This is a genomic window from Mammaliicoccus sp. O-M54 (genome assembly GCF_022386035.1).
Classification (GTDB): Bacteria; Bacillota; Bacilli; order Staphylococcales; family Staphylococcaceae; genus Mammaliicoccus; species Mammaliicoccus sciuri_A.
In genome coordinates, this window is the sequence record NZ_JAJNJE010000008.1 from 19685 (window position 1) to 40576 (window position 20892).

Below are 20892 nucleotides of genomic sequence, written 5' to 3' on the forward strand. Positions count from 1 at the left end.
CGGTCCAGAAACGGGAAATATGGACCGATAAATAAAAATATCGACCCGAAAACGGGATTTGCAGGCCGATAAATAAAAATAGCGACCCGAAAACAGGATTTGCAGGCCGATAAAAAAAAATAGCGACCCGAAAACGGGATTTGCAGGCCGATAAATAAAAATAGCGACCCGAAAACGGGATTTACAGGCCGATAAAAAAATTTATCGACCCGAAAACCTCACCTCACTATAATCAACTGCCCAATCACAATAATAAATCATCCAAATCTGCATAAAATCTACCTATTATAAAAGACTTCCGTAATACTACGGAACTTTTCGATATGCTACTCGTTTATGAAAACGTTTACAATAAAATTGTATTAAGAAATGTTTGATTAAAGGAGGAAGGTTTCAATGTCAAAACTACCAGAGGATTTTTTATGGGGAGGTGCTGTAGCGGCGCATCAACTTGAAGGTGCTTGGCAAGAAGATGGTAAAGGAATCAGTGTTGCAGATGTTATGACTGCAGCTTCTCACGGGAAACATCGAGAAATTACAGATGGCGTTATTGAAGGTAAATATTATCCAAACCATGAAGCGATTGATTTTTATCATCGATATAAAGAAGATATTCAATTGTTTAGTGAAATGGGCTTTAAATGTTTCAGAACTTCGATCGCATGGTCAAGAATTTTTCCGAATGGTGATGATCAAGAACCTAATGAACAAGGTTTAGCATTCTATGATGATTTGTTTGATGAGTGTTTGAAGCACGGGATTGAACCTGTCGTAACATTGTCTCACTTTGAATTACCTTATCACCTTGTAACTGAGTATGGTGGCTTCCGAAATAGGAAAGTGATTGACTTCTTCGTTCGATTTGCAACAGTTTGTTTTGAAAGATATAAAGACAAAGTTAAATATTGGATGACGTTCAATGAGATTAATAACCAATCTAACTTTGATGAAGATTTTGCGCCATTTACGAATTCAGGCGTGAAATATCAACCTGGTGAAAATCGTGAACAAATTATGTATCAAGCAGCACATTATGAATTGGTTGCAAGCGCTCAAGCAACAAAAATTGGTCATGACATTAATCCAGACTTTGAAATAGGGTGCATGATAGCAATGTGTCCAGTATATCCGGCAACTTGTAATCCGAAAGATATCTTAATGGCTCAAAAAGCGATGCAAAAGAGATATTACTTTACGGATGTCCATGTTCATGGTGCATATCCAGGTTATATGACACAGTATTTCAAAGATAAATCGTTCAATTTAGATATTATAGATCAAGATATTGAAGATTTGAAACAAGGCACAGTTGACTACATTGGCTTTAGTTATTATATGTCATTCGCAATTTCACATGAAAAATCTAACGATAAATATGATTATGTTGAAACACGTGATTTAGTAAAAAATGACTATGTACAAGCTTCAGATTGGGGATGGCAAATTGATCCTGAAGGCTTAAGGTATGCGATGAACTGGTTTACAGATATGTATCATTTACCATTGTTTATTGTTGAAAATGGCTTCGGCGCTATTGATGAACTTGGTGAAGACGGCATTGTCCATGATGATTATAGAATTGAATATTTAAAAACTCACATCGAACAATTTATTAAAGCGGTCGATGAAGATGGTGTCGATTTAATGGGATATACACCATGGGGTTGTATAGATTTAGTATCTGCCGGAACTGGCGAAATGAAAAAGAGATACGGCTTTATTTATGTAGATAAAGATAACGAAGGTCATGGTACCTTAGACCGTTCTAAAAAAGATTCATTCTATTGGTACAAAAAAGTTATTGCAAGTAACGGAGAACAATTATAACATTTGGAGGTTTTATTATGAAAAAAGCGTTAATTATATGTGCAGCAGGTATGTCATCATCACTTATGGCTAAAAAAACAACGAGTTATTTACAAGAAAAAGGACATGACATTGAAGTCGATGCCGTTTCAGCAAATGAAGGCGGCAAAATGATTGAAAAACAATCTTTCGATTTATATTTAGTGAGTCCACAAACTAAAATGTATTTTAAAAAGTTAAAAGAAGCTGGCGATAGAGTTAATAAACCAGTTGTGAATATCCCACCACAAGCATATGTTCCGATTCCAATGGGCATTGAAAAATTGGCGAGTGTAATTTTGCAAGACATAGAATAATCAGTATAATATTCTCTATGAAATGAGGGAAGCTTATGCTTAGTCAAAGAGAAATAGATATACTCAGTTATTTATCACAGCGACGTAATGAATTTGTCAAAAGCTCAGAAATTGCAACGATCTTGCAACTCTCAGATAGAACGATTCGAAAATATATCAAAACCCTTAAACCTGAAATTGAAAAAAATGGAGCAACTTTAATTGCTAAACAAGGGTATGGTTATCAACTCAAAATCAATTTAATGATTGAATTTGAAAATTTTTTAAAAAGATATTTGAGCACTAAATCTGTGAATCAAGAAAGTATTAATGATTCAAAAGATAGACAATATTATATTTTGAATTTATTACTTTTTAATAAGACAGCTATTACGATTGAGCAGTTAAGCGAACAATTATTTATCTCGAGATCCACAATATCTCATGATATCGCAAATATAAAAAAGATGATTGCGCAATATGATTTAGAACTTGTAAGCAAACAGCAACATGGTATCGGAATTGATGGAGATGAACGAGATAAACGTCATTTTATCATGGATTATTTCTTAGGAAATAGTTTCTTTCATTCAATTAATAAGTATTTTCAAGATACGCCACTTTTGCAGCAAATTAATATGGAAGAGTTGGCAATCATTGTTGTAGATGAAACGAGAGAATCTAAAGTATATTTATCAGATTATATACTCCAAAATCTTGTATTACATTTAGGACTGATGATCAGAAGACTGTTAGATGGGCATTGTTTAAAAACAATTGCTTCAAATGAAGAGGTATTAACAGAAAATGAATTGTCAGTCGCGAGAAAAATTTTAAACCGTGTTGAACGTATTTATCAAATATCGTTTCCAGAAGAAGAAGCGAAGTATATTAGTTTGCATATTATGAGCAAAGGTTCAAAACAACAAGAAAGCGATGAAGAGAGTGATTTATCTCATCGCGTATCTCAAATATTAGGAAAAATAGAAGCGGATTTTGGATTTCCAATGTCGTCAGACAGTCAATTATTGTATGGATTAGTGACTCACTTACAGCCGTTGATTAAACGAATTCGCAATAATATTCACTTGGAAAATCCAATTTTGAATGACATTAAATCACAAAATGAAGCGTCACTTACGATGACAAAAAATTATTTTGGTGAATTAGAAGAGTTAAAAGACCAAGATGTCAGTGAAGGAGAATGGGCGTATTTAACATTACATTTACTTGCAGCTATTGAAAAATATTACCAAAGAGAAAAGTTAAATGTCCTCGTTATTTGTGCAACTGGTTATGGTAGTGCACAGATGTTAAAGGTTCGAGTAGAAAGAGAATTTAGTATACAGATGAATATCATTGATGTGATTAGCTACTATGAAATAACAGACGAAAAATTAGAAAATATTGATTTAATTATTTCATCTATTGATTTATCAACTATCGTATTTAAAGTGCCTGTCATACAAGTGAATGTATTACTCAATGATCAAGATATTAAGAAAATTAATACATTTATTCATCATCATGATTCGAAATTTTCATATAACCATGTGTTAGAAGAGAATATGGCACTTGAACAATATAGTTCTTTCTTTAGTCAATATTGCAGTGAACATGCATTTAATTATATCGAAGAACCAATCACTAAACATCAGCTATATCAGCTTTTGATCCAGCAATTAAGTATTAAAGAAGAGCCGTGTTTTGAAGAGAAGTTGAAACGACAACTTCGGTATAGAGAAGAGTTGAGTACAGTTGTATTCAGTGATGAAGTAGCTGTTCCACATACAGCACAACCAGTTGGAGATTATTCAAGTATAGCGGTAGCACTTGTGCCTGGCGGGGTGTATTGGAATGAACAGTTTCCGAATATTAAGCTAATCATTATGTTATCACCTTCAAAATATAACGACAATGAGCTCAAAACGATCATCGATATTATCGTGAACCTCATAGATTCAGATGACAAAATTTCTGAACTTATGAATTGTAAGGATTATAACAGCTTTAAAAACTATATGATTGGTCAATATCACAAGTAAAGGGAGTTAGTCTATGGAACAAGAAGAAATTCAAGTTGTTGCTTTTGAAATTATTTTACATAGTGGTACAGCGCGTACAAATATACATGATGCTTTTAAAAAGATGCGTGAAAACAACTATGAAGAAGCGGAACAACTATTAGATGAAGCAAACCAAGAGATAACGTTAGCGCATCAATCTCAAACGGATTTACTACAAAAATATGCATCAGGTGAGTCTATTAATATGGAAATTATTATGGTTCATGCACAAGATCATCTCATGACAACGATGACGTTAAAAGAAGTCGCAATTGAGATGTTGCATTTGTATCAAAAGGTAAATGATGCAGTATAAATGAGGGATAAAAATGGATCAAGAAACGAAAAATAAAATTGAAAAAAATAGAAGAGAAACAAGTCTCAAAGCTATGTATTTTAATCGATTTTTATTAGTGAGATATATGTCTGCTTTGTTCTTCTTTTCGAATTTATATTGGTTTTTTACACTTGTGATGAGTCGCTCTTTAGCATTGATACTGCCACTTGTGTTGATGATTGTGATTTTGATCAGTGTTGCAGAACAAGTCAGAATGTATGGTAATCATTCGAATCAAGCGAAATATACTTATTATTGCTTTTTAAGTATAAGTACAATCAATCTATTGCTTATACCTATTATATTATTCACACCATTATTCCAATATTTATATCCATTTATTGTGGATCAATCAGCGTCTCGACTTTTCGTAGTTGGCATACTGGTATGTGGCTTATGCATCAGCGGATTCATCTTATTTAGATTACACAATATTCGACACGATAAAGACTGGCATTATAAACGACTACAAAGATTTGAAAATGCAATGAACTAATCAAAGAAAAGGGGTCTTGATATGGGATCAGAAAATAAAGTTTTTGCTTTTTTAGAGAAGTATTTAATGGGTCCAATGGGGAAAATTGCTTCATTTAGAATTGTAAGAGCGATTATGGCAGCTGGTATGGCGTGTATACCTTTTACAATTGTAGGATCAATGTTTTTAGTGTTAAACGTTATTCCACAGACTTTTACGTTTTTAGAAGGATTTTGGAATAGTACATTTTTAAAAATTGGTGATTTGTACATGTTAGCCAATAAAGCAACGATGGGAATACTAGCCTTATATTTCTGTTTAGTCATTGGTTATGAATATACTAAAATTTATGCAGAGGAAGAAGATTTAGATGTTAACCCACTTAACGGTGCATTATTATCTATGTTTGCTTACTTTATGGCAATTCCACAGTTAGTAATGGATGACGGTAAAATGGTCTTAGTTAATATCATGAAAAAAGATGTTAATATCTTTAATGGTTGGGAAATGTCTGGTGATGGTGTCAGTAGGCTAGGTACGACCGGGATATTTACAGCAATTATCATGTCTATTATAGCTGTTCAATTATATAGACTATGTGTAAAACGTCAATGGATTATTAAAATGCCAGAAGCGGTACCAGAAGGGGTTTCAAGATCATTTACAGCATTAATTCCAGCATTCTTAGTTGCTTTCGTTATACTGGCGTTTACAGGAATATTAGTAGCTTTTGATACGGATATTTTCAAAATTATTGCTGTGCCATTTGGATTTGTTGTTAACTTAACAAGTAGTTGGATTGGTATACTCGTGATTTACTTCTTAATTCATGCACTTTGGATTGTAGGTATACATGGCGCAAATATTATCAGTGCTTTTATTACGCCAATTGTCTTATCAAACATGCAATTAAATATTGAAGGAGCAAATATTCCATTTGCTGGTGAATTCCAGAACTCATTCGTTGTTATGGGTGGATCAGGTGCGACATTAGGACTATGTGTGTTTATCGCATTTTTAGCTAAATCAGAGCAACTACGTGTATTAGGAAAAGCATCGTTAGCACCAGGATTATTTAACATTAATGAACCACTTGTATTTGGATTACCAATTGTTTATAACCCATTCTTAGCCATTCCATTCTTCTTAGCACCAATGGTATCAGCTTCAATAGGGTATTGGACAATTAAATTAGAACTCGTGAAACCAATTATTGCACAAGTACCATGGCCATCGCCTATTGGATTTGGGGCATTTATTGGAACAGCAGGAAGTCTGATGGCAGTACTCGTTTCATTAATTTGTGGATTTGTAGCATTCTTAATCTGGTTCCCATTTATTAAGATATATGATAAAAAATTAGTAGAACAAGAAAAAGGAAACGACGCATTAATATAGAAGTTTGAGATGTAGAGGCAACGCTAAGGTGGCGTTGCCTCTTTCCTTTTTGTGTTGTGTAATTTCTGGACCGATAAAAATAATTACCGGTCCAGAAACGGGAAATACGGACCGATAAAAATAATTACCGGTCCAGAAACGAGAAATATGGACCGATAAAAAAATTTACCGGTCCAGAAATGAGAAATACGGACCGATAAAATAAATTACCGGTCCAGAAATGAGAAATATGGACCGATAAAAAAATTTACCGGTCCAGAAACGAGAAATATGGACCGATAAAAAAATTTATCGACCCGAAAACCCACCGCGCACCACGCCATCATCCATTTTATTTCGGATACAAAAACAATTTTAAATAAATTCTTAAAAAGTGCAGAAAAAATATAATTCTATAGTATAATTAAAATTGGTCGAAATTTATTTAGGAGGTCCGTTATGAAAGAATTCTTCCAATATTATAAACCCTATAAAGGATTGTTTTTCTTAGATTTTGGTTCGGCTGTTTTCGTAGGTATTCTCGAATTGGTGTTTCCACTTATTACAAGTATATTTATAGATCAGCTATTGCCAACTAAGAATTGGAGTTGGATTGTGATTTTTGTTTTTCTTTTATTATTCATATACGTTGTTGAATCTGTATTGAAATTCATCGTGACGTATTGGGGGCATAAACTGGGGACTAATATTGAAAGAGATATTCGTAATGAGCTTTACGAGCATATTCAAAAAATGAATTTTGGATTCTTTGATAACCAAAAATCAGGTAAAATCATTGGACGATTAACGAACGATTTAATGGATATTGGAGAAGTTGCTCACCATGGACCTGAAGATGTCTTTGTAGCTGTGATGACGCTTGTCGGTTCGTTTGTCATTATGTTGACGATCGATGTGAAACTCGCGCTAATTACGTTTTGTGTTGTACCGATTATTTTTGTATTAACGATTTACTTTAATCAAAAGATGTCAGGTGCTTTTAAGAACTTATTTAGCAATGTTTCGAGATTTAATGAGCTTATTGCTGATAATGTTGGTGGTATGCGTCTTGTACAAGCATTTACAAATGAAGGTCACGAATTAGCAAGATTTAAAAAGGTCAATGATAATTTTAGAGCGACAAAATTAAAAGCATATTCTTATATGTCTTGGAACTTGTCGATTAGTCATATTGCTCAAAAATTAACGTTAATCTTTGTACTGATTTTAGGAAGTTATTTTGTATTAAATGGAGCATTGTCATATGGTGGATTTGTAGCATTTATTATGATTACAAATCTGTTATTTAAACCTTTAGAATCTATTAATATGGTTATTGAACTGTTTCCTAAAGGTATTGCTGGATTTAAAAATTTCAAAGAAATCGTAAATATGGATCCAGAAATTAAAGATAATGACGATGCTATCGAATTTATAGATGAACCAGATACAATTGAATATGAAAATGTATCATTCAAATATTCAGAGAAATTAATCTTAAATCAGCTATCTATCAAAATTGAACAAGGTGAAAAAGTAGCACTTGTAGGACCGAGTGGGGGAGGTAAAACGACAATTTGTTCGTTATTACCAAGGTTCTACGACCCGTTACAAGGTAAGATTAAAATCAATAATCGAGACATTAAATCTTATAAGTTGGAATCATTAAGAAAACAAATTGGTGTTGTACAGCAAGATGTATTTCTTTTCGGTGGAACATTAAGAGATAATATTATTTATGGTAATTTAAATGCAACGGAAGAAGAAATTAATTACGCAGTTGACCAAGCACAATTAAGAACGTTTGTAGATGAATTGCCAGAAGGTTTAGATACTGTTGTTGGGGAACGCGGTACAAAATTATCTGGTGGACAAAAGCAACGTATTTCAATTGCGAGAATGTTCTTGAAGAATCCGCCAATTATTATTCTTGATGAAGCAACAAGTGCTTTAGATGTTGAAACTGAAAATAAAATACAATCAGCATTTAAGAATTTATCACGTGGTCGAACATCACTGATCATTGCGCATAGATTGAGTACGATTAGACATGTCGATAGAATTGTATATATCGAACAAGGTCAAATACAAGAAATGGGCAGTCATGATGAACTCATGGATAAAGGCGGTAAATACAAAGATTTATACATGTCACAATTTGAACAAATTGATGAATTTTAACATAATGCTAGAGATCTTTTTGAAGAAAAAGGTCTCTTCATTTATATATTTTGAGCTAAATAATAGACTTTCGTTTTAAAGTTGTTATTATAGAGTGGTAATATCTATGATTAAGAGGTGTAACATGAAGATTTCTAAAGGGTCAGACTATGGGCTGCATGCATTGGCATATTTAATTGCTAAAAGAGACCAACAGCCCATCAATGTTAAAAGTTTATCTGAAACGTTAAATGTATCTGTAACATATTTATCTAAAATATTAACGCAATTAGTAAAAGCTAGTGTCATAAAATCTGCATCTGGTGCAAAAGGTGGTTATTATTTAGTTAATAATTGGGAAGACATAACTGTCTATGATATTATTACTGCAATTGATGGTCATCAAAGTACACTTGAAGATAGCTTTGATCATGGTCCAGAATGTAAGATTCAAGCGATATTAACTTCTGCTGAAGATGAAATGACGCAAGCTTTGAAAAATAAAACTTTAAAAGATTTAATGTAAGTTAAATCTTTTTTTATCTATCAATTATAGATATTACGACTCTATAATAGTTGTGAAAGGTGGAAATACCATGTTTGATTGTATCGTAATAGGTGGAGGGCCAGCAGGATTAGCGAGTGCACTCACGTTAGGAAGAGCTTTAAAAAAGACATTAGTGATAGACAATAATAATGCGAGAAATAAAGTGACACAGCATTCACATGCATTTTTAACACAAGACGGTGTAAGACCTGAAGAATTGAGAGCTAAAGCAGAACACGATGTAGATCAATATGATGATGTAACACGTATCAATGACACTGTGTTAAACATATTGAAAGAAGAGCATAACTTTATTGTTGAAACAGCCAATCAACAATATAAAGCTAAAAAAATTATGGTATGTACAGGATTGCGAGAAACATTACCAGAAATTGAAGGTTTAAAAGAAAGTTACGGCAAATCTGTCTTTTATTGTCCTTGGTGTGATGGATATGAATTGAGACATCAACCATTACTTGTAGCTGTTCAACCTGAACATGTGAAACATATGGCGATACTTATTAACAATTGGACAGACGATATCGTTATAAGTAGTCGTGATTTTTCATTATTAACTGAAGAAGATAAAGCGTTTATTGAAAGTAAACATATCACATTAGTGGAAAGCGAAGTAGCTGAATTTAAACATCATGAAGGACAAATTAATGAAGTTATCTTTAAAAATGGTGAACGTATCAATAGAAGCGGTGCAATCATTGGTGTGAAGTGGGATACTGATTTTGAATTTTTAAAAGCGCTCAATATTGAAAGAGAAGACAACGGAAAAATAAAAATTAATGAGTTAGGTGAATCATCTATACCAGGTTTATTTGTAGCAGGAGAAAGTAAAGATTTCATGGCATCTCAACTTATAGACGCAGCAGCAAATGGTAATCAAGTCGCAAAATTTGTAGCGATGCAAATCATTATGGAATCATAAATAAAACAGGCTGGGACATAATGTAATGTCTTAGCCTGTTTTATTATGCTTATTTTTTAGTTATTTTAATATTAATTTCAAAGTCACCGAATTGAACATTGTGGTGTTCGGAATCTGAAGTTGGTTGTAGTATTGTGTTCTCAACTCTGCATAATTCTTGGATTAAAGCGTTTTTCTTCTGGGTCTTAGCTATTGAACCTGAAAAGCTTTTTGGTGGATTTGCCTTTAATTCTAATAGTTCTGATAAAATATCGTCTCTTGTTCTCATATTTATTGCCTCCTAATTTGATAGTTACAATAAAACAGCTCATCTTAAGATTAAGAAGAGCTGTTTAGAGAATCTTCTTATCTTTCAAGTTAAACTTGTTGGATTTAGCACAGTACATACGCCTGTTGCTGAGGTTTCATCGGGCCAATTCCCTCCGCCTACTCTTAATAAGACTACGAGCTATTTTATTGTTTCTTAATCATAACGAATTAATTGCATTTTGTCTAATTTTTTAAAAGCTAAATGTTTAAAAAGTTTGAGATGGTCTATATATTAACTGAATATGAAGCATAGGAGGAATAGATTATGAAGTATAAAATGCTTTCTTTATTATTGTCAGCAGGTATCGTGTTAGCAGCATGTGGTAATGGTGACGATGATAACAATGATAAAAAAGATAATCAAAATGATGAAAAAACAGAACAAACAACTAAAGAAAATAGTAACGACGATCAAAATACAGATGATGATCAATCTTCTGACAAAGCAACTGAAAATACAGTAAAATGGGATGACGTTAAAGTCTCTCCAGAAGATGCTGTAAAAGCTGCACAAAAAGAATCAAAAGGTGAACTTAAGGATCTATCTTTTGAAAAAGAAACAGGCGAGTGGAGTTATAAAGTTGAATTAGTTGATGGAACAAATGAAAATAAAGTGCTGATAAATGCAGATGATAAATCTGTTACGAATGTTGAAAAAGAACAAGAAGATAGCGATGATAATGATCAAACATTCAAATTATCAGATGTTGCTAAATTTGAAGATGCACTTAAAGTAGCACAAGACAAAGCTAAAGGTGATATTAAAGAATGGTCACTTAGTGAAGATAACGGCAAACTTGTTTATTCTATTGAGCTAAAAGAAGGTAATAAAGAATCAACAGAATTTACAATTGATGCTAAGTCTAAAGAAATTCTAGAACAAGAAACAGATTAATTTATTATAGAACATAGGATAATTCATTTTATCCTATGTTTTTTTATGTTCGTTGAGTGATTATCATTATCAATTAATATGTTCGAAAAAAAGAAAATTTTCTTAAGGCTTATAAACACTATAGGTACAGTCTTGTATTTGTATTTTTGATGAATTCTATAAAATTTTTATTGACTATTACACATTATAGGCATAAATTAAAGATGATAATGATAATCAATTAGATGGGAAGTGTTATGATGAAAAAGTTAGCAACAACTTTATTAGCAAGTACTTTAATTTTAACAGCGTGTGGGAATAGCGCTGATAAGAAAGAAAATGAAGATAAAAAAGAAACAAAGGAAACGAAAAAGTCTGAAAAAGCGGATTTCTCAAAAGAAACAAAAGCTTATAAAGATTTTACAACTGAACAATTAGATAAATTCTTAGCGGATACTGAAAAATTCGTTGAAGCGGTTAAAGCAGACGATATCGAAAAAGCGAAAGAAATATATCCTACAGCTCGTATGTACTACGAAAGATCTGAGCCAGTTGCTGAAAGTTTCGGTGATTTAGATCCGAAAATTGATGCACGTTTAGCAGATATGAAAGAAGAAAATAAAGAAGACGAATGGTCAGGTTACCACAAAATTGAAAAAGCATTATGGGAAGATAATACAACTAAAGATATGGCACCAGTTGCTGATCAATTATTAAAAGACACTAAAGAGTTACGTGCAAAAGTAGATACAGTAGATGTTACACCTAAATTAATGTTACAAGGTTCAATCGACTTATTAAATGAAGTATCTAGCTCAAAAATTACAGGTGAAGAAGAAATTTATTCACACACAGATTTATATGACTTTAAAGCAAACATCGAAGGTGCAGAAAAAATCTTTGAAATATTTAAAGATAAAGTAGCAGATAAAGATAAAAAACTTGCTGATACAACTCAAGAAAGATTTGATAATGTTAATAAATTATTAGATCAATATAAGACTAAAGATGGTGGATATGAAGACTATACGAAACTATCTAAAGATGAAACGAAAAAACTTTCTGAAGCTGTTGATAAATTAGGAGAATCTTTAAGTCAAATGGCTGTTATTACGGAGTGATGATTGATGTCTAATAAAGAAAATCATATAGCTAGAAGGGATTTTCTAAAACTCGCTGGTGTTGGTGGTGCGGGATTACTGATAGGCTCTACTGGTGTAGGCGGTACTTTTCTAGCATCTCAATACTTTGCTAAAGATAAAACAGGCGTAAAAAATAAAATCAATTTCTATGGTAAATATCAGTCTGGCATCACGACAGAACAACAAAAACATATTTACTTTGTCGTTCTGAGCATTAACAAAATGTCAGTTTCAGATGTTAAAGAAATGTTTAAAGTATGGACAAATTATAGTGTTCATTTAATGAATGGTGAATATGTAAAAGAGCTTGGTAAAAACAAAATGTTACCAAGTCCAGATACAGGGGAGACGATTGGCTTAGACGCCAGTCGTCTGTCTCTTACTTTTGGCATAAGTCCTTCATTCTTTGAGAAAGTTGGATTGAAAAAGCATAAACCAGATTTATTAAAAGATTTACCGCATTTTCCTAAAGATCAAATTGATGAAGACTATTCAGGTGGAGACATTTGTATTCAAGCATGCTCAGATGATCCACAAGTTAATTTTCATGCCATTAGAAATTTAATTAGAGTGGCTAAAGGTGAAGTTTCAATGAAGTGGAGCCAAGCTGGATTTAACTCATTTGAAGAAAAAGATGGTAAGAAAGAAACGCCTAGAAATTTATTCTCTTTTAAAGATGGAACAGGTAATCCTAATGTCCAAAATAAAAGTGATTTGAATGAATACGTCTTTATACAAGATGGTTGGGCTAAAAATGGTTCATATTTAGTCGCAAGAAGAATTCAAATGTTGTTAGAAACTTGGGATAGAACGGCTTTAGGTGAACAAGAAGCCACATTTGGTAGATACCGTCATTCTGGTGCGCCAATTGGTAAAGAAAAAGAATTTGATACATTTGACCCTGATATTAAAGATAAAAATGGCGAGAACTTGATAGAAAAAGAATCACATGTCAATTTAGCAAAAGCATCTAAAACAAATTTATTAAGAAGATCTTTTTCATATTCAGATGGTATAAACGCAAATACAGGTGCTTTTGATGCAGGATTACTCTTCCTAGCATTTCAAAAATCACCGGAACAATTTATTAAAATCCAAAGTAAAATGGGTGCTATTGATAAATTAAATGAATATATTACACATCGAGGTTCAGGTATTTTTCTATGTTTACCAGGTGTCCAAGAAGGAGGATATTTAGGTGAAACGTTATTCAATCGTATTTAGTTTAGTCGCAATACTATTTATGCTGTTATCTTTGACCGCTAAAGCAGAAACGAGCTTAAGTGATATTTATATTAGTGTGACGGATGCCAAATCGGCGATACAAGATAAAGACGAAAAGGCATTCGACAAGCATTTCAAAGAGATTAAAGATAATTGGCAAAGTACGAATAAAAAAGACCATAAACTTGTGAAAAAAATAGATCAAGATATCGAAAAAGTTGAAAAAACAACGTCTCAAAAAGATAGAGAAAGTGCGTTAAATACACTGACTTCTGATTTAATTGATTATGAAAAAGTATTAAATCCTGTTGATAAACAGAAGAAACGAGATCAGTTACAAAATGAAATGCAGCCATTGATTAAAAATATAACAAAGGCGATTTCAGATAAAGATTTTGAAAAAGCAAAAACGATTAACAATCAATTAAATGCGACTTGGACAAAGAATGAAAAAATTGTGCGAGAAGAAGATATTGGCAGATATGGCCAAGTTGAAACTGCATTAATGTTTACAAGAATTGAATTAACGAAAGATAAAGTAGACGCGAATAGTGCACAAATGCAAGTTGATCAATTGAAAAAAGAACTTGATGATTATCATGCAGGGAAAAAATCAGATGCTAAAACAAGCGATCAAGATGTTAACATTTTAAATGAACATTTAGATACTGCGATTAAAAATATAAAAAATGATAATTTAGCTAAATCAAAGCAAGCGTTACAACAATTTATTATTGCATGGCCAAATGTTGAGAGTGAAATTAGCACGAGAAATGGTGCGTTGTACACTAAAATAGAGCAGAAAATTCCTCAATATGCAGGTCAACTTGATGAAGATAATAAAGATGACATTGGTAGCCAGTTAGAAACGCTCAATCAAGAAATTAAATCAACCATTTCTAAGACGAGCTATACATTTTGGGATGCAGCTTTAATCTTATTACGTGAAGGTGTAGAAGCGCTGCTCATTATTATGGCGTTGCTTACTGTAACACGTAAATCTGAACAAACAAAAGCATCAAAATGGATTGTTACAGGAAGTGTCATCGGTATTGTATTAAGTATTGCGTTAGCTTTCATATTTAAAGCGATATTTGAAAACCTAGGTTCAACAAGAGAATTAACAGAAGGTTTAGTAGGTATTGGATCTGTGATATTAATGATCATCGTAGGTATCTGGTTGCACTCTAAATCAAGTTTAGATTCATGGCAGAACTTCATCAATAAAAATATGGATAAAGCTATGTCTACAGGAAGTATCGTTACTCTCGGGTTAGTCGCTTTCCTATCCGTATTTAGAGAAGGTGCAGAGACGATTATCTTCTATTTAGGTATCGTTGGGAAAATCTCAACATGGTCATTAATATTAGGAATTATCGTCGCATCCGTCATACTGGCGTTAATCGCAATTTTCTTTAACCAAATTACAAAATGGTTACCAATACATCGCTTATTCTTTATCATGTCATTATTTATATTTATATTGGCATTTAAAATATTAGGCGTAAGTATTCATACATTACAAATATTAAACATAGTACCACAACACACAATTAATCACTTACCATTCATAGACTTAATAGGATTTTATCCAACATACGAAACATTGATACCACAATTAGCATTAGTCATTTTAGTTGTGATTTACTATGCAATGAGTAAGAAGAAATAGAGTAATTTAAAACGCTAAGACAAAGGCATTTGTCTTAGCGTTTTTTAGTTTTCGTGGTAATTGATATGATAATATATCGTCTTACATGCCTTTCATGACATTTGTCATATGATATTCGTGACAGTTTGTACTTATAACGGATGGTGTGATTTTTTATAATATAGATAACTTATAAAGGACGGTGATGATTGTGATTGATGTTCAAAATGTAACGAAAATCTATAATCAGAAAAAAGTTGTGAGTGATGTTTCTTTTCAAATTAATGAGGGTGAATGTACGGCTTTAATTGGTCCAAATGGTGCTGGTAAGTCTACGTTGATTGATATGATTATTGGGGACAGACATCCTAATGACGGGCAAATTATTAGTGACAATCAACAATTAGATAAGAAGCGGATGGGTATTTTGTTTCAAACGACGGCTTTCCCGGATGTGATGAAAGTTAAGGAGTTGTTTTATCTTTTTAAGTCTTTTTATAAAGATACGATTTCGATAGAAACTTTTAAAGAAATTACTCGATTCGATAATGATAAACTTGAACAATTTGCTGCTAAATTATCTGGTGGTGAACGCAGAATATTGGATTTTACATTATCTATTATTGGGAAACCGGATTTTGTCATTTTGGATGAACCGACAAGTGCGATGGATACTGAAATGAGGAAGCATTTCTGGAAAGTGATTGAGGAAATGAAACAAGAAGGTAAAACGATATTTTATACTTCTCATTATATTGAAGAAGTTGAAAGAATGGCTGACCGTGTTGTTGTACTTAATAAAGGTGAGCTTGTTATGGATAGTACACCTAGAGCGATACGTCATAGTGAAAACAAAACGATGATTCAAATTCCTTTATCTAAGAAAGAAGTGGTGAACATTCTTAAAAATGTTTCGGTTGAAGCATCTAAAGATATGCTCATCATTACGACTGAAGATGTTAATCCTGTTATTAAAGCATTTATAGACTATGGCATTGATTTTAATGAGGTAGAAATTATTAAAGAGTCATTGATGGATACGATATTTTCAAAAAATGAAGAAAGGGTTTGATGAGATATGTTATGGGCGTATTTTAAATCTGAATTGTTATTGTTAACTAGAAAAAAATCATATTTAATACTTTCGATTATGTTGCCGTTAGTATTTTATTTAATATTTACAGCGTTATTGGATTTACCTAAAGAATACGAAGCTAAATTTTATAAAGAATATATGTTTAGTATGGCGACGTTCAGTTTAAGTAGTTTCTGTATTATGACATTTCCGTTAGAGATGATAGAAGATAAGAAAATTGGATGGTCTAAAAATTTATTCAAAACACCTTTATCTCCAAGTTATTACTATGCAGGGAAAGTAATGAAACTCATGTGCATGTTTTGTCTAGCCATTATCGCATTATTTTTAACAGGTGCTTTTTATAAAGGTGTTGAAATGTCAGCAGGCGAATGGATTGGCTCAGGATTGATGTTATGGGTTGGGTCTAGCATGTTTTTATCAATGGGCGTTCTCATATCTCAAATAAAAGATATTCAAAAAGCTAGTGCTATTGCGAATATCATATATTTAGGACTTGCTGTATTGGGTGGACTTTGGTTCCCGACAGATCAGTTTCCAGATTGGCTAAAGCACGTATCGTATGCAACACCTACTTATAATTTAAGAGAACTTTCTTTATCTGTGACAACTCAAGGTGGTATACACTTTGTATCACTTCTTATATTGGCAATTTATTGTATACTGTTTATAAGTATTGCGTTGATTATACGTAAAAAGACGGAAGTGGTTTAATGACATTAATAGAAAGAATTAAAGATAATCCTATAGGTTCATCAAACTTAATTTATCTCATCTTTCCGATATTGAGTTTAACAGTACTTGGTCATAGAGGACCTTTATGGAGCGGTATATTGGTTACCGCTCTATTTACGATAAGTTACTTAATGATGATTTATGTAGATTTATCTAAAAGGCGCATGCTTAGAAGAATACTTTTAATGGTTCATTTTTTAGGTATATTTTATTTTGTAGATTTTTTTAATGCTTCTCACTTATTATTCTTTTTCTATGCAGCTTATATTATTCCATATGTTTTTCAAACTAAAATAAAATCTATCGAAGTATTGATGTATATTGTGTCGTTTATGATTGCTATTTATATTATTGCAGTTGATCATAGAGACTATTTAATTATTATGATACCTATGAGTATTGTCATGATATTTATTATGTTTGGAAATTTTAAAGCGTTAGAATCTGAACAGTTAAAAGAAGAAATTAGAAGTAAAAATGAACATATCAATACGTTAATTGCTGAACAAGAACGAAATCGAATAGGACAAGACTTACACGATACGTTAGGTCATGTGTTTGCGAGTTTAAGTATTAAATCTGAACTTGCGATGAAATTAGTGGATAAAGATATTGATAAAGCGAAAGAAGAAATGGCGTCTGTGAATGAATTATCTAAAGAAGCACTTGTTAAAGTAAGAGCAATTGTAGATGATTTGAAGTTGCAATCTTTTGAAGAAGAAGTGAAGACGATGGAAACATTGTTAGAAAATGCAAACTTATCGTTTGAATTTAACAATGCTGACAGAGCTCAATCACTCAGTCCAACTCGACAATCAGCACTGTCCATGATTTTGAGAGAAGCGGTTAACAATGTCATTAAGCATGCACAGGCTACTAAAGTAACAGGTGAAATCGTTGAAGAAAATGAACATTTAACATTGGTAATCATAGATGACGGCATAGGTATGAAACACATTGATGAAGATGATTTTAAGAGTATCAAAAATCGTGTTCATGCATTAAATGGCCAACTAAAAGTAAGTAATTTAAATAAAGGATTAAAAATGACGATCACATTGCCTAGAGGGGATGACACATTATGATATCAATTGTTATAGCAGAAGACCAAGAAATGTTACGTAAAGCCATGGTTCAATTGATGGAAATGAATGATGAATTAAATATTTTAGGGGACTTTTCAAATGGAGAAGATGCATTAGAAAGTATTCAAAGTCACGAACCAGATGTCGCGATACTAGATGTCGAAATGCCTAAAATGACAGGATTAGAAGTATTGAAAAAAGTAAAAGATTCAAATTTAAATACGAAAGTCATCATCGTTACAACTTTTAAAAGACCTGGATACTTTGAGAGTGCAGTAGCAAACGATGTTGATGCATACGTATTGAAAGAACGATCAATAGATGAACTTGTCGAAACAATTAAAAATGTGATGGACGGTAAGAAAGAATATAGTGAATCTTTAATGACATCAATGTTTAAAGATCGAAATCCATTAAGTCCGAAAGAACAACTCGTATTGAAAGAAATAGGCAAAGGCTTATCCAGTAAAGAAATATCAAAAGAGTTATATTTATCAGACGGCACAATTAGAAATTATACATCGATAATTATAGATAAATTAGAAGCAGATAACCGGTTTGACGCATGGCAGAAAGCAATCGAAAAAGGATGGATATAGATAGGTGCAAGGGTAGTAGAGGTAAGTAGGGAATTTCTGGACCGATAAAATAAATTACCGGTCCAGAAATGAGAAATATGGACCGATAAATAAAAATATCGACCCGAAAACGGGATTTTCAGGCCGATAAATAAAAATAACGACCCGAAAACGGGATTTTCGGGCCGATAAATGAAAAGCTGAGCCATCATTTGATGATGTGCTCAGCTTTCTTATTGATTATTTTGTTTTTACTGTGTGTATAAACTCATATAATCCGTTTAGTTGATCGAGTTGTTGATTACAATGTTCACTATCATGGCAAATATAATTACCATTTTTAGTATATGTTCCATCACCTTTTGACTTCGTAGTTGATAGAAACATGGAAACATTGGATTCTTTCTTACATATACTACAGATTCCGGGTTTAATGGTAGGTGATAAGTCTCCTGATACACCTATCAATTTATCATCTTCATAAAGCACGATAAATTTCTTTTGTTTACCAGAATCATTCCAACCTATATATGAAGACTCTTTTAAGTCTATGTTATCCCATTCTGGATGTTTTAATTTCTTGGTCTTTTTAAAGATTTTTTCAAGTTGCTTACTTGAAGGCTGTTCAAATGGAACGACGTAGCTTTTAAGTCCAAATAATAATTTCTCAATTTGTGCTCGAGAAATCTTTTTATTCATAATGATTTTTGTGAAATCTTCTATTTCTGAATGCTTTTCCTCAAAAAGCTGTGAAATATGGTCGTATGTTATAGCTTGAAACGTATCGATTGTTTTTATATCATTTACAGATTTATAAACGTTAAATAACTGTTCAGATTTTTCTTTAATACTAACGAATTGATATGGTTTAATGTAATTATTCATATTGAATCCCTTCTTTTAAATTATTTCCTTTGATCGTTGGGTATGAATAATTGTAGAGAACATGACACATTTAGTAGCATCTTAAGATCCCTCCTTATCAGACACTAGTATAGTCCTTTAACCATGTAATTTCAAATGTATATTATTATAAAAATTATTCGAAATAGTGTAAAATTAAAAGACAACCGAATATGGTTGGAATTTTTTATTATATGGAGGAATTAATTAATAATTGGGGACCACAATTAGTTTAATCACGTTTATTGTATTACTCGCTTTAACCGGATTCTTTGTTGCGACGGAATTTGCAATTGTAAAGGTCAGGTCATCTAGAATTAACTACTTAGCAGAACAGAATTATAAGAACGCTCAACCAGCTAAAAAGGTAGTCGAACATCTTGATGAGTATTTAGCAGCATGTCAGCTAGGTATTACCATTACAGCACTTGGAATTGGTATGGTTGGCGAATCAACATTTGAGTTTATTCTGCATCCACTTTATAGTAGCTTTGGATTATCAGAAACGGTTATTCATGTCTTAACATTAGTCAGCGCATTTATTATCGCAACTTATTTACACGTTGTAGTAGGTGAAATGGCGCCAAAGACAATCGCAATTCAAAAAGCAGAACAAGTTACATTATTCTTTGCAAGACCGATCATACTGTTTTACAAATTATTATATCCTTTTATTTTTATTTTAAATGGGTCAGCAAGAATGATATTGAGCTTATTTGGTATGAAGCCTGCGAAAGAGTCTGAATTATATCACTCTGAAGAAGAATTGAAGATGTTGAGTAAAGAAAGTCACCAAGGCGGGGAAATTTCATCAACAGAACTAGAACATATTAATAAAGTCTTTATTTATGATGAACTTGTCGTCAAAGATTGTATGATTTCTAAAGACAATATGACAATGATCAATAGTGATGCTAGTCAGCAAGAAGCTATTCAATTTGTGAAAAATGGCTATTATACGAGATATCCAGTTTACCAAGATGATAAAACGAATGTTATTGGATATTTACATGCGAAAGATTTATTGAAAGACAACATACAAGACATTACTGAATTGATTCATGAAATCATATACGTCAAAGAGGCAGATGCCATTCAAAACGTACTAGATAAAATGAAAAAACAACGCGCACATATCGCAATTGTTCATAATGAACACGGTGAATTAGCAGGTATGATTACGATGGAAGACATACTTGAAAATATTGTCGGTAACATTGAAGATGAACACGATAAATAGACGTAAAAAGAA

At 32.3% G+C, this 20892-nt stretch carries 20 protein-coding genes and 1 riboswitch; of the genes, 18 read left to right on the plus strand and 2 right to left on the minus strand.

The window, feature by feature from the left end; genetic code table 11:
• The first annotated feature begins 396 nt into the window (after positions 1-396).
• The 9 genes from LQ673_RS12335 to LQ673_RS12375 all read left to right on the plus strand — a co-directional run bounded on the left by LQ673_RS12335 (position 397) and on the right by LQ673_RS12375 (position 10043).
• Positions 397-1827: a 6-phospho-beta-glucosidase gene (locus tag LQ673_RS12335; protein WP_191836269.1), complete on the plus strand. Its 1431-nt coding sequence runs from the start codon at positions 397-399 to the stop codon at positions 1825-1827.
• A gap of 17 nt (positions 1828-1844) precedes the next feature.
• Positions 1845-2162: a PTS cellobiose transporter subunit IIB gene (locus LQ673_RS12340; RefSeq protein ID WP_037589330.1), complete on the plus strand. Its 318-nt coding sequence runs from the start codon at positions 1845-1847 to the stop codon at positions 2160-2162.
• A gap of 35 nt (positions 2163-2197) precedes the next feature.
• Positions 2198-4186: a BglG family transcription antiterminator gene (locus LQ673_RS12345; RefSeq protein WP_159315842.1), complete on the plus strand. Its 1989-nt coding sequence runs from the start codon at positions 2198-2200 to the stop codon at positions 4184-4186.
• 13 nt (positions 4187-4199) lie between these two features.
• Complete coding sequence (locus LQ673_RS12350) at positions 4200-4523, plus strand: PTS cellobiose transporter subunit IIA (protein ID WP_037589328.1); 324 nt, start codon at positions 4200-4202, stop codon at positions 4521-4523.
• Positions 4524-4536: 13 nt separating this feature from the next.
• Positions 4537-5040 (plus strand): hypothetical protein, encoded by a 504-nt coding sequence (locus LQ673_RS12355; protein ID WP_103361770.1) that lies wholly within the window; start codon positions 4537-4539, stop codon positions 5038-5040.
• A 21-nt stretch (positions 5041-5061) separates the two neighbouring features.
• A complete protein-coding gene (celB, locus tag LQ673_RS12360; protein WP_037589326.1) occupies positions 5062-6417 on the plus strand; it encodes a PTS cellobiose transporter subunit IIC in 1356 nt (451 codons plus the stop codon).
• A 438-nt stretch (positions 6418-6855) separates the two neighbouring features.
• Entirely contained in the window at positions 6856-8577 is a 1722-nt protein-coding gene (locus tag LQ673_RS12365) for an ABC transporter ATP-binding protein (RefSeq protein WP_037589325.1), read from the plus strand.
• Positions 8578-8701: 124 nt separating this feature from the next.
• Positions 8702-9082, plus strand: coding sequence for an RrF2 family transcriptional regulator (locus LQ673_RS12370; RefSeq protein WP_191836270.1), 381 nt, complete (start codon positions 8702-8704; stop codon positions 9080-9082).
• A 70-nt stretch (positions 9083-9152) separates the two neighbouring features.
• Positions 9153-10043 (plus strand): NAD(P)/FAD-dependent oxidoreductase, encoded by an 891-nt coding sequence (locus LQ673_RS12375; RefSeq protein WP_191836271.1) that lies wholly within the window; start codon positions 9153-9155, stop codon positions 10041-10043.
• A gap of 49 nt (positions 10044-10092) precedes the next feature.
• On the opposite strand, the gene LQ673_RS12380 is transcribed toward LQ673_RS12375, so the two are convergent.
• A complete protein-coding gene (locus tag LQ673_RS12380) occupies positions 10093-10311 on the minus strand; it encodes a hypothetical protein (RefSeq protein WP_037589321.1) in 219 nt (72 codons plus the stop codon).
• 74 nt (positions 10312-10385) lie between these two features.
• Positions 10386-10485, minus strand: a riboswitch (SAM riboswitch).
• A gap of 132 nt (positions 10486-10617) precedes the next feature.
• On the opposite strand from LQ673_RS12380, the gene LQ673_RS12385 reads away from it, so the two are divergent.
• The 8 genes from LQ673_RS12385 to LQ673_RS12420 all read left to right on the plus strand — a co-directional run bounded on the left by LQ673_RS12385 (position 10618) and on the right by LQ673_RS12420 (position 18758).
• Entirely contained in the window at positions 10618-11247 is a 630-nt protein-coding gene (locus LQ673_RS12385; protein ID WP_191836272.1) for a PepSY domain-containing protein, read from the plus strand.
• 239 nt (positions 11248-11486) lie between these two features.
• Positions 11487-12347 carry an iron uptake system protein EfeO gene (gene efeO / locus LQ673_RS12390; RefSeq protein ID WP_037589373.1) on the plus strand — a complete coding sequence of 287 codons (861 nt, stop codon included), beginning with the start codon at positions 11487-11489 and terminating at the stop codon, positions 12345-12347.
• A gap of 6 nt (positions 12348-12353) precedes the next feature.
• Entirely contained in the window at positions 12354-13592 is a 1239-nt protein-coding gene (efeB, locus tag LQ673_RS12395) for an iron uptake transporter deferrochelatase/peroxidase subunit (RefSeq protein WP_191836273.1), read from the plus strand.
• Positions 13567-15264 carry an FTR1 family iron permease gene (locus LQ673_RS12400; RefSeq protein ID WP_204256201.1) on the plus strand — a complete coding sequence of 566 codons (1698 nt, stop codon included), beginning with the start codon at positions 13567-13569 and terminating at the stop codon, positions 15262-15264. Before efeB ends, LQ673_RS12400 begins: the two co-directional genes overlap by 26 nt.
• Positions 15265-15448: 184 nt before the next feature.
• The gene (locus tag LQ673_RS12405) at positions 15449-16315 is read left to right on the plus strand and encodes an ABC transporter ATP-binding protein (RefSeq protein ID WP_201277779.1); all 867 of its coding nucleotides are present in this window, start codon (positions 15449-15451) and stop codon (positions 16313-16315) included.
• 6 nt (positions 16316-16321) lie between these two features.
• Positions 16322-17053, plus strand: coding sequence for an ABC transporter permease (locus LQ673_RS12410; RefSeq protein ID WP_106417328.1), 732 nt, complete (start codon positions 16322-16324; stop codon positions 17051-17053).
• Positions 17053-18159, plus strand: a complete 1107-nt coding sequence (locus LQ673_RS12415; RefSeq protein WP_191836275.1) for a sensor histidine kinase — start codon at positions 17053-17055, stop codon at positions 18157-18159. Before LQ673_RS12410 ends, LQ673_RS12415 begins: the two co-directional genes overlap by 1 nt.
• The gene (locus LQ673_RS12420; RefSeq protein ID WP_191836276.1) at positions 18156-18758 is read left to right on the plus strand and encodes a response regulator transcription factor; all 603 of its coding nucleotides are present in this window, start codon (positions 18156-18158) and stop codon (positions 18756-18758) included. Before LQ673_RS12415 ends, LQ673_RS12420 begins: the two co-directional genes overlap by 4 nt.
• 219 nt (positions 18759-18977) lie before the next feature.
• On the opposite strand, the gene LQ673_RS12425 is transcribed toward LQ673_RS12420, so the two are convergent.
• Positions 18978-19622, minus strand: a complete 645-nt coding sequence (locus tag LQ673_RS12425) for a FusB/FusC family EF-G-binding protein (protein ID WP_159315834.1) — start codon at positions 19620-19622, stop codon at positions 18978-18980.
• Positions 19623-19854: 232 nt separating this feature from the next.
• Here LQ673_RS12425 and LQ673_RS12430 point away from each other — a divergent pair, with 232 nt between their 5' ends.
• Positions 19855-20880, plus strand: coding sequence for a hemolysin family protein (locus LQ673_RS12430; protein ID WP_239745065.1), 1026 nt, complete (start codon positions 19855-19857; stop codon positions 20878-20880).
• The last annotated feature ends 12 nt before the right edge of the window (positions 20881-20892 follow it).

What these genes read in the sequence shown, in the direction of transcription:
- LQ673_RS12375 (WP_191836271.1), top strand. Translation starts at nt 9,153, where the DNA reads ATGTTTGATTGTATCGTAATAGGTGGAGGGCCAGCAGGATTAGCGAGT.
- LQ673_RS12370 (WP_191836270.1), top strand. Translation starts at nt 8,702, where the DNA reads ATGAAGATTTCTAAAGGGTCAGACTATGGGCTGCATGCATTGGCATAT.
- efeB (WP_191836273.1), top strand. Translation starts at nt 12,354, where the DNA reads ATGTCTAATAAAGAAAATCATATAGCTAGAAGGGATTTTCTAAAACTC.
- LQ673_RS12350 (WP_037589328.1), top strand. Translation starts at nt 4,200, where the DNA reads ATGGAACAAGAAGAAATTCAAGTTGTTGCTTTTGAAATTATTTTACAT.
- LQ673_RS12355 (WP_103361770.1), top strand. Translation starts at nt 4,537, where the DNA reads ATGGATCAAGAAACGAAAAATAAAATTGAAAAAAATAGAAGAGAAACA.
- celB (WP_037589326.1), top strand. Translation starts at nt 5,062, where the DNA reads ATGGGATCAGAAAATAAAGTTTTTGCTTTTTTAGAGAAGTATTTAATG.
- LQ673_RS12340 (WP_037589330.1), top strand. Translation starts at nt 1,845, where the DNA reads ATGAAAAAAGCGTTAATTATATGTGCAGCAGGTATGTCATCATCACTT.
- LQ673_RS12345 (WP_159315842.1), top strand. Translation starts at nt 2,198, where the DNA reads ATGCTTAGTCAAAGAGAAATAGATATACTCAGTTATTTATCACAGCGA.
- LQ673_RS12405 (WP_201277779.1), top strand. Translation starts at nt 15,449, where the DNA reads ATGATTGTGATTGATGTTCAAAATGTAACGAAAATCTATAATCAGAAA.
- LQ673_RS12415 (WP_191836275.1), top strand. Translation starts at nt 17,053, where the DNA reads ATGACATTAATAGAAAGAATTAAAGATAATCCTATAGGTTCATCAAAC.
- efeO (WP_037589373.1), top strand. Translation starts at nt 11,487, where the DNA reads ATGAAAAAGTTAGCAACAACTTTATTAGCAAGTACTTTAATTTTAACA.
- LQ673_RS12425 (WP_159315834.1), bottom strand. Translation starts at nt 19,622, where the DNA reads ATGAATAATTACATTAAACCATATCAATTCGTTAGTATTAAAGAAAAA.
- LQ673_RS12385 (WP_191836272.1), top strand. Translation starts at nt 10,618, where the DNA reads ATGAAGTATAAAATGCTTTCTTTATTATTGTCAGCAGGTATCGTGTTA.
- LQ673_RS12420 (WP_191836276.1), top strand. Translation starts at nt 18,156, where the DNA reads ATGATATCAATTGTTATAGCAGAAGACCAAGAAATGTTACGTAAAGCC.
- LQ673_RS12410 (WP_106417328.1), top strand. Translation starts at nt 16,322, where the DNA reads ATGTTATGGGCGTATTTTAAATCTGAATTGTTATTGTTAACTAGAAAA.
- LQ673_RS12380 (WP_037589321.1), bottom strand. Translation starts at nt 10,311, where the DNA reads ATGAGAACAAGAGACGATATTTTATCAGAACTATTAGAATTAAAGGCA.
- LQ673_RS12365 (WP_037589325.1), top strand. Translation starts at nt 6,856, where the DNA reads ATGAAAGAATTCTTCCAATATTATAAACCCTATAAAGGATTGTTTTTC.
- LQ673_RS12335 (WP_191836269.1), top strand. Translation starts at nt 397, where the DNA reads ATGTCAAAACTACCAGAGGATTTTTTATGGGGAGGTGCTGTAGCGGCG.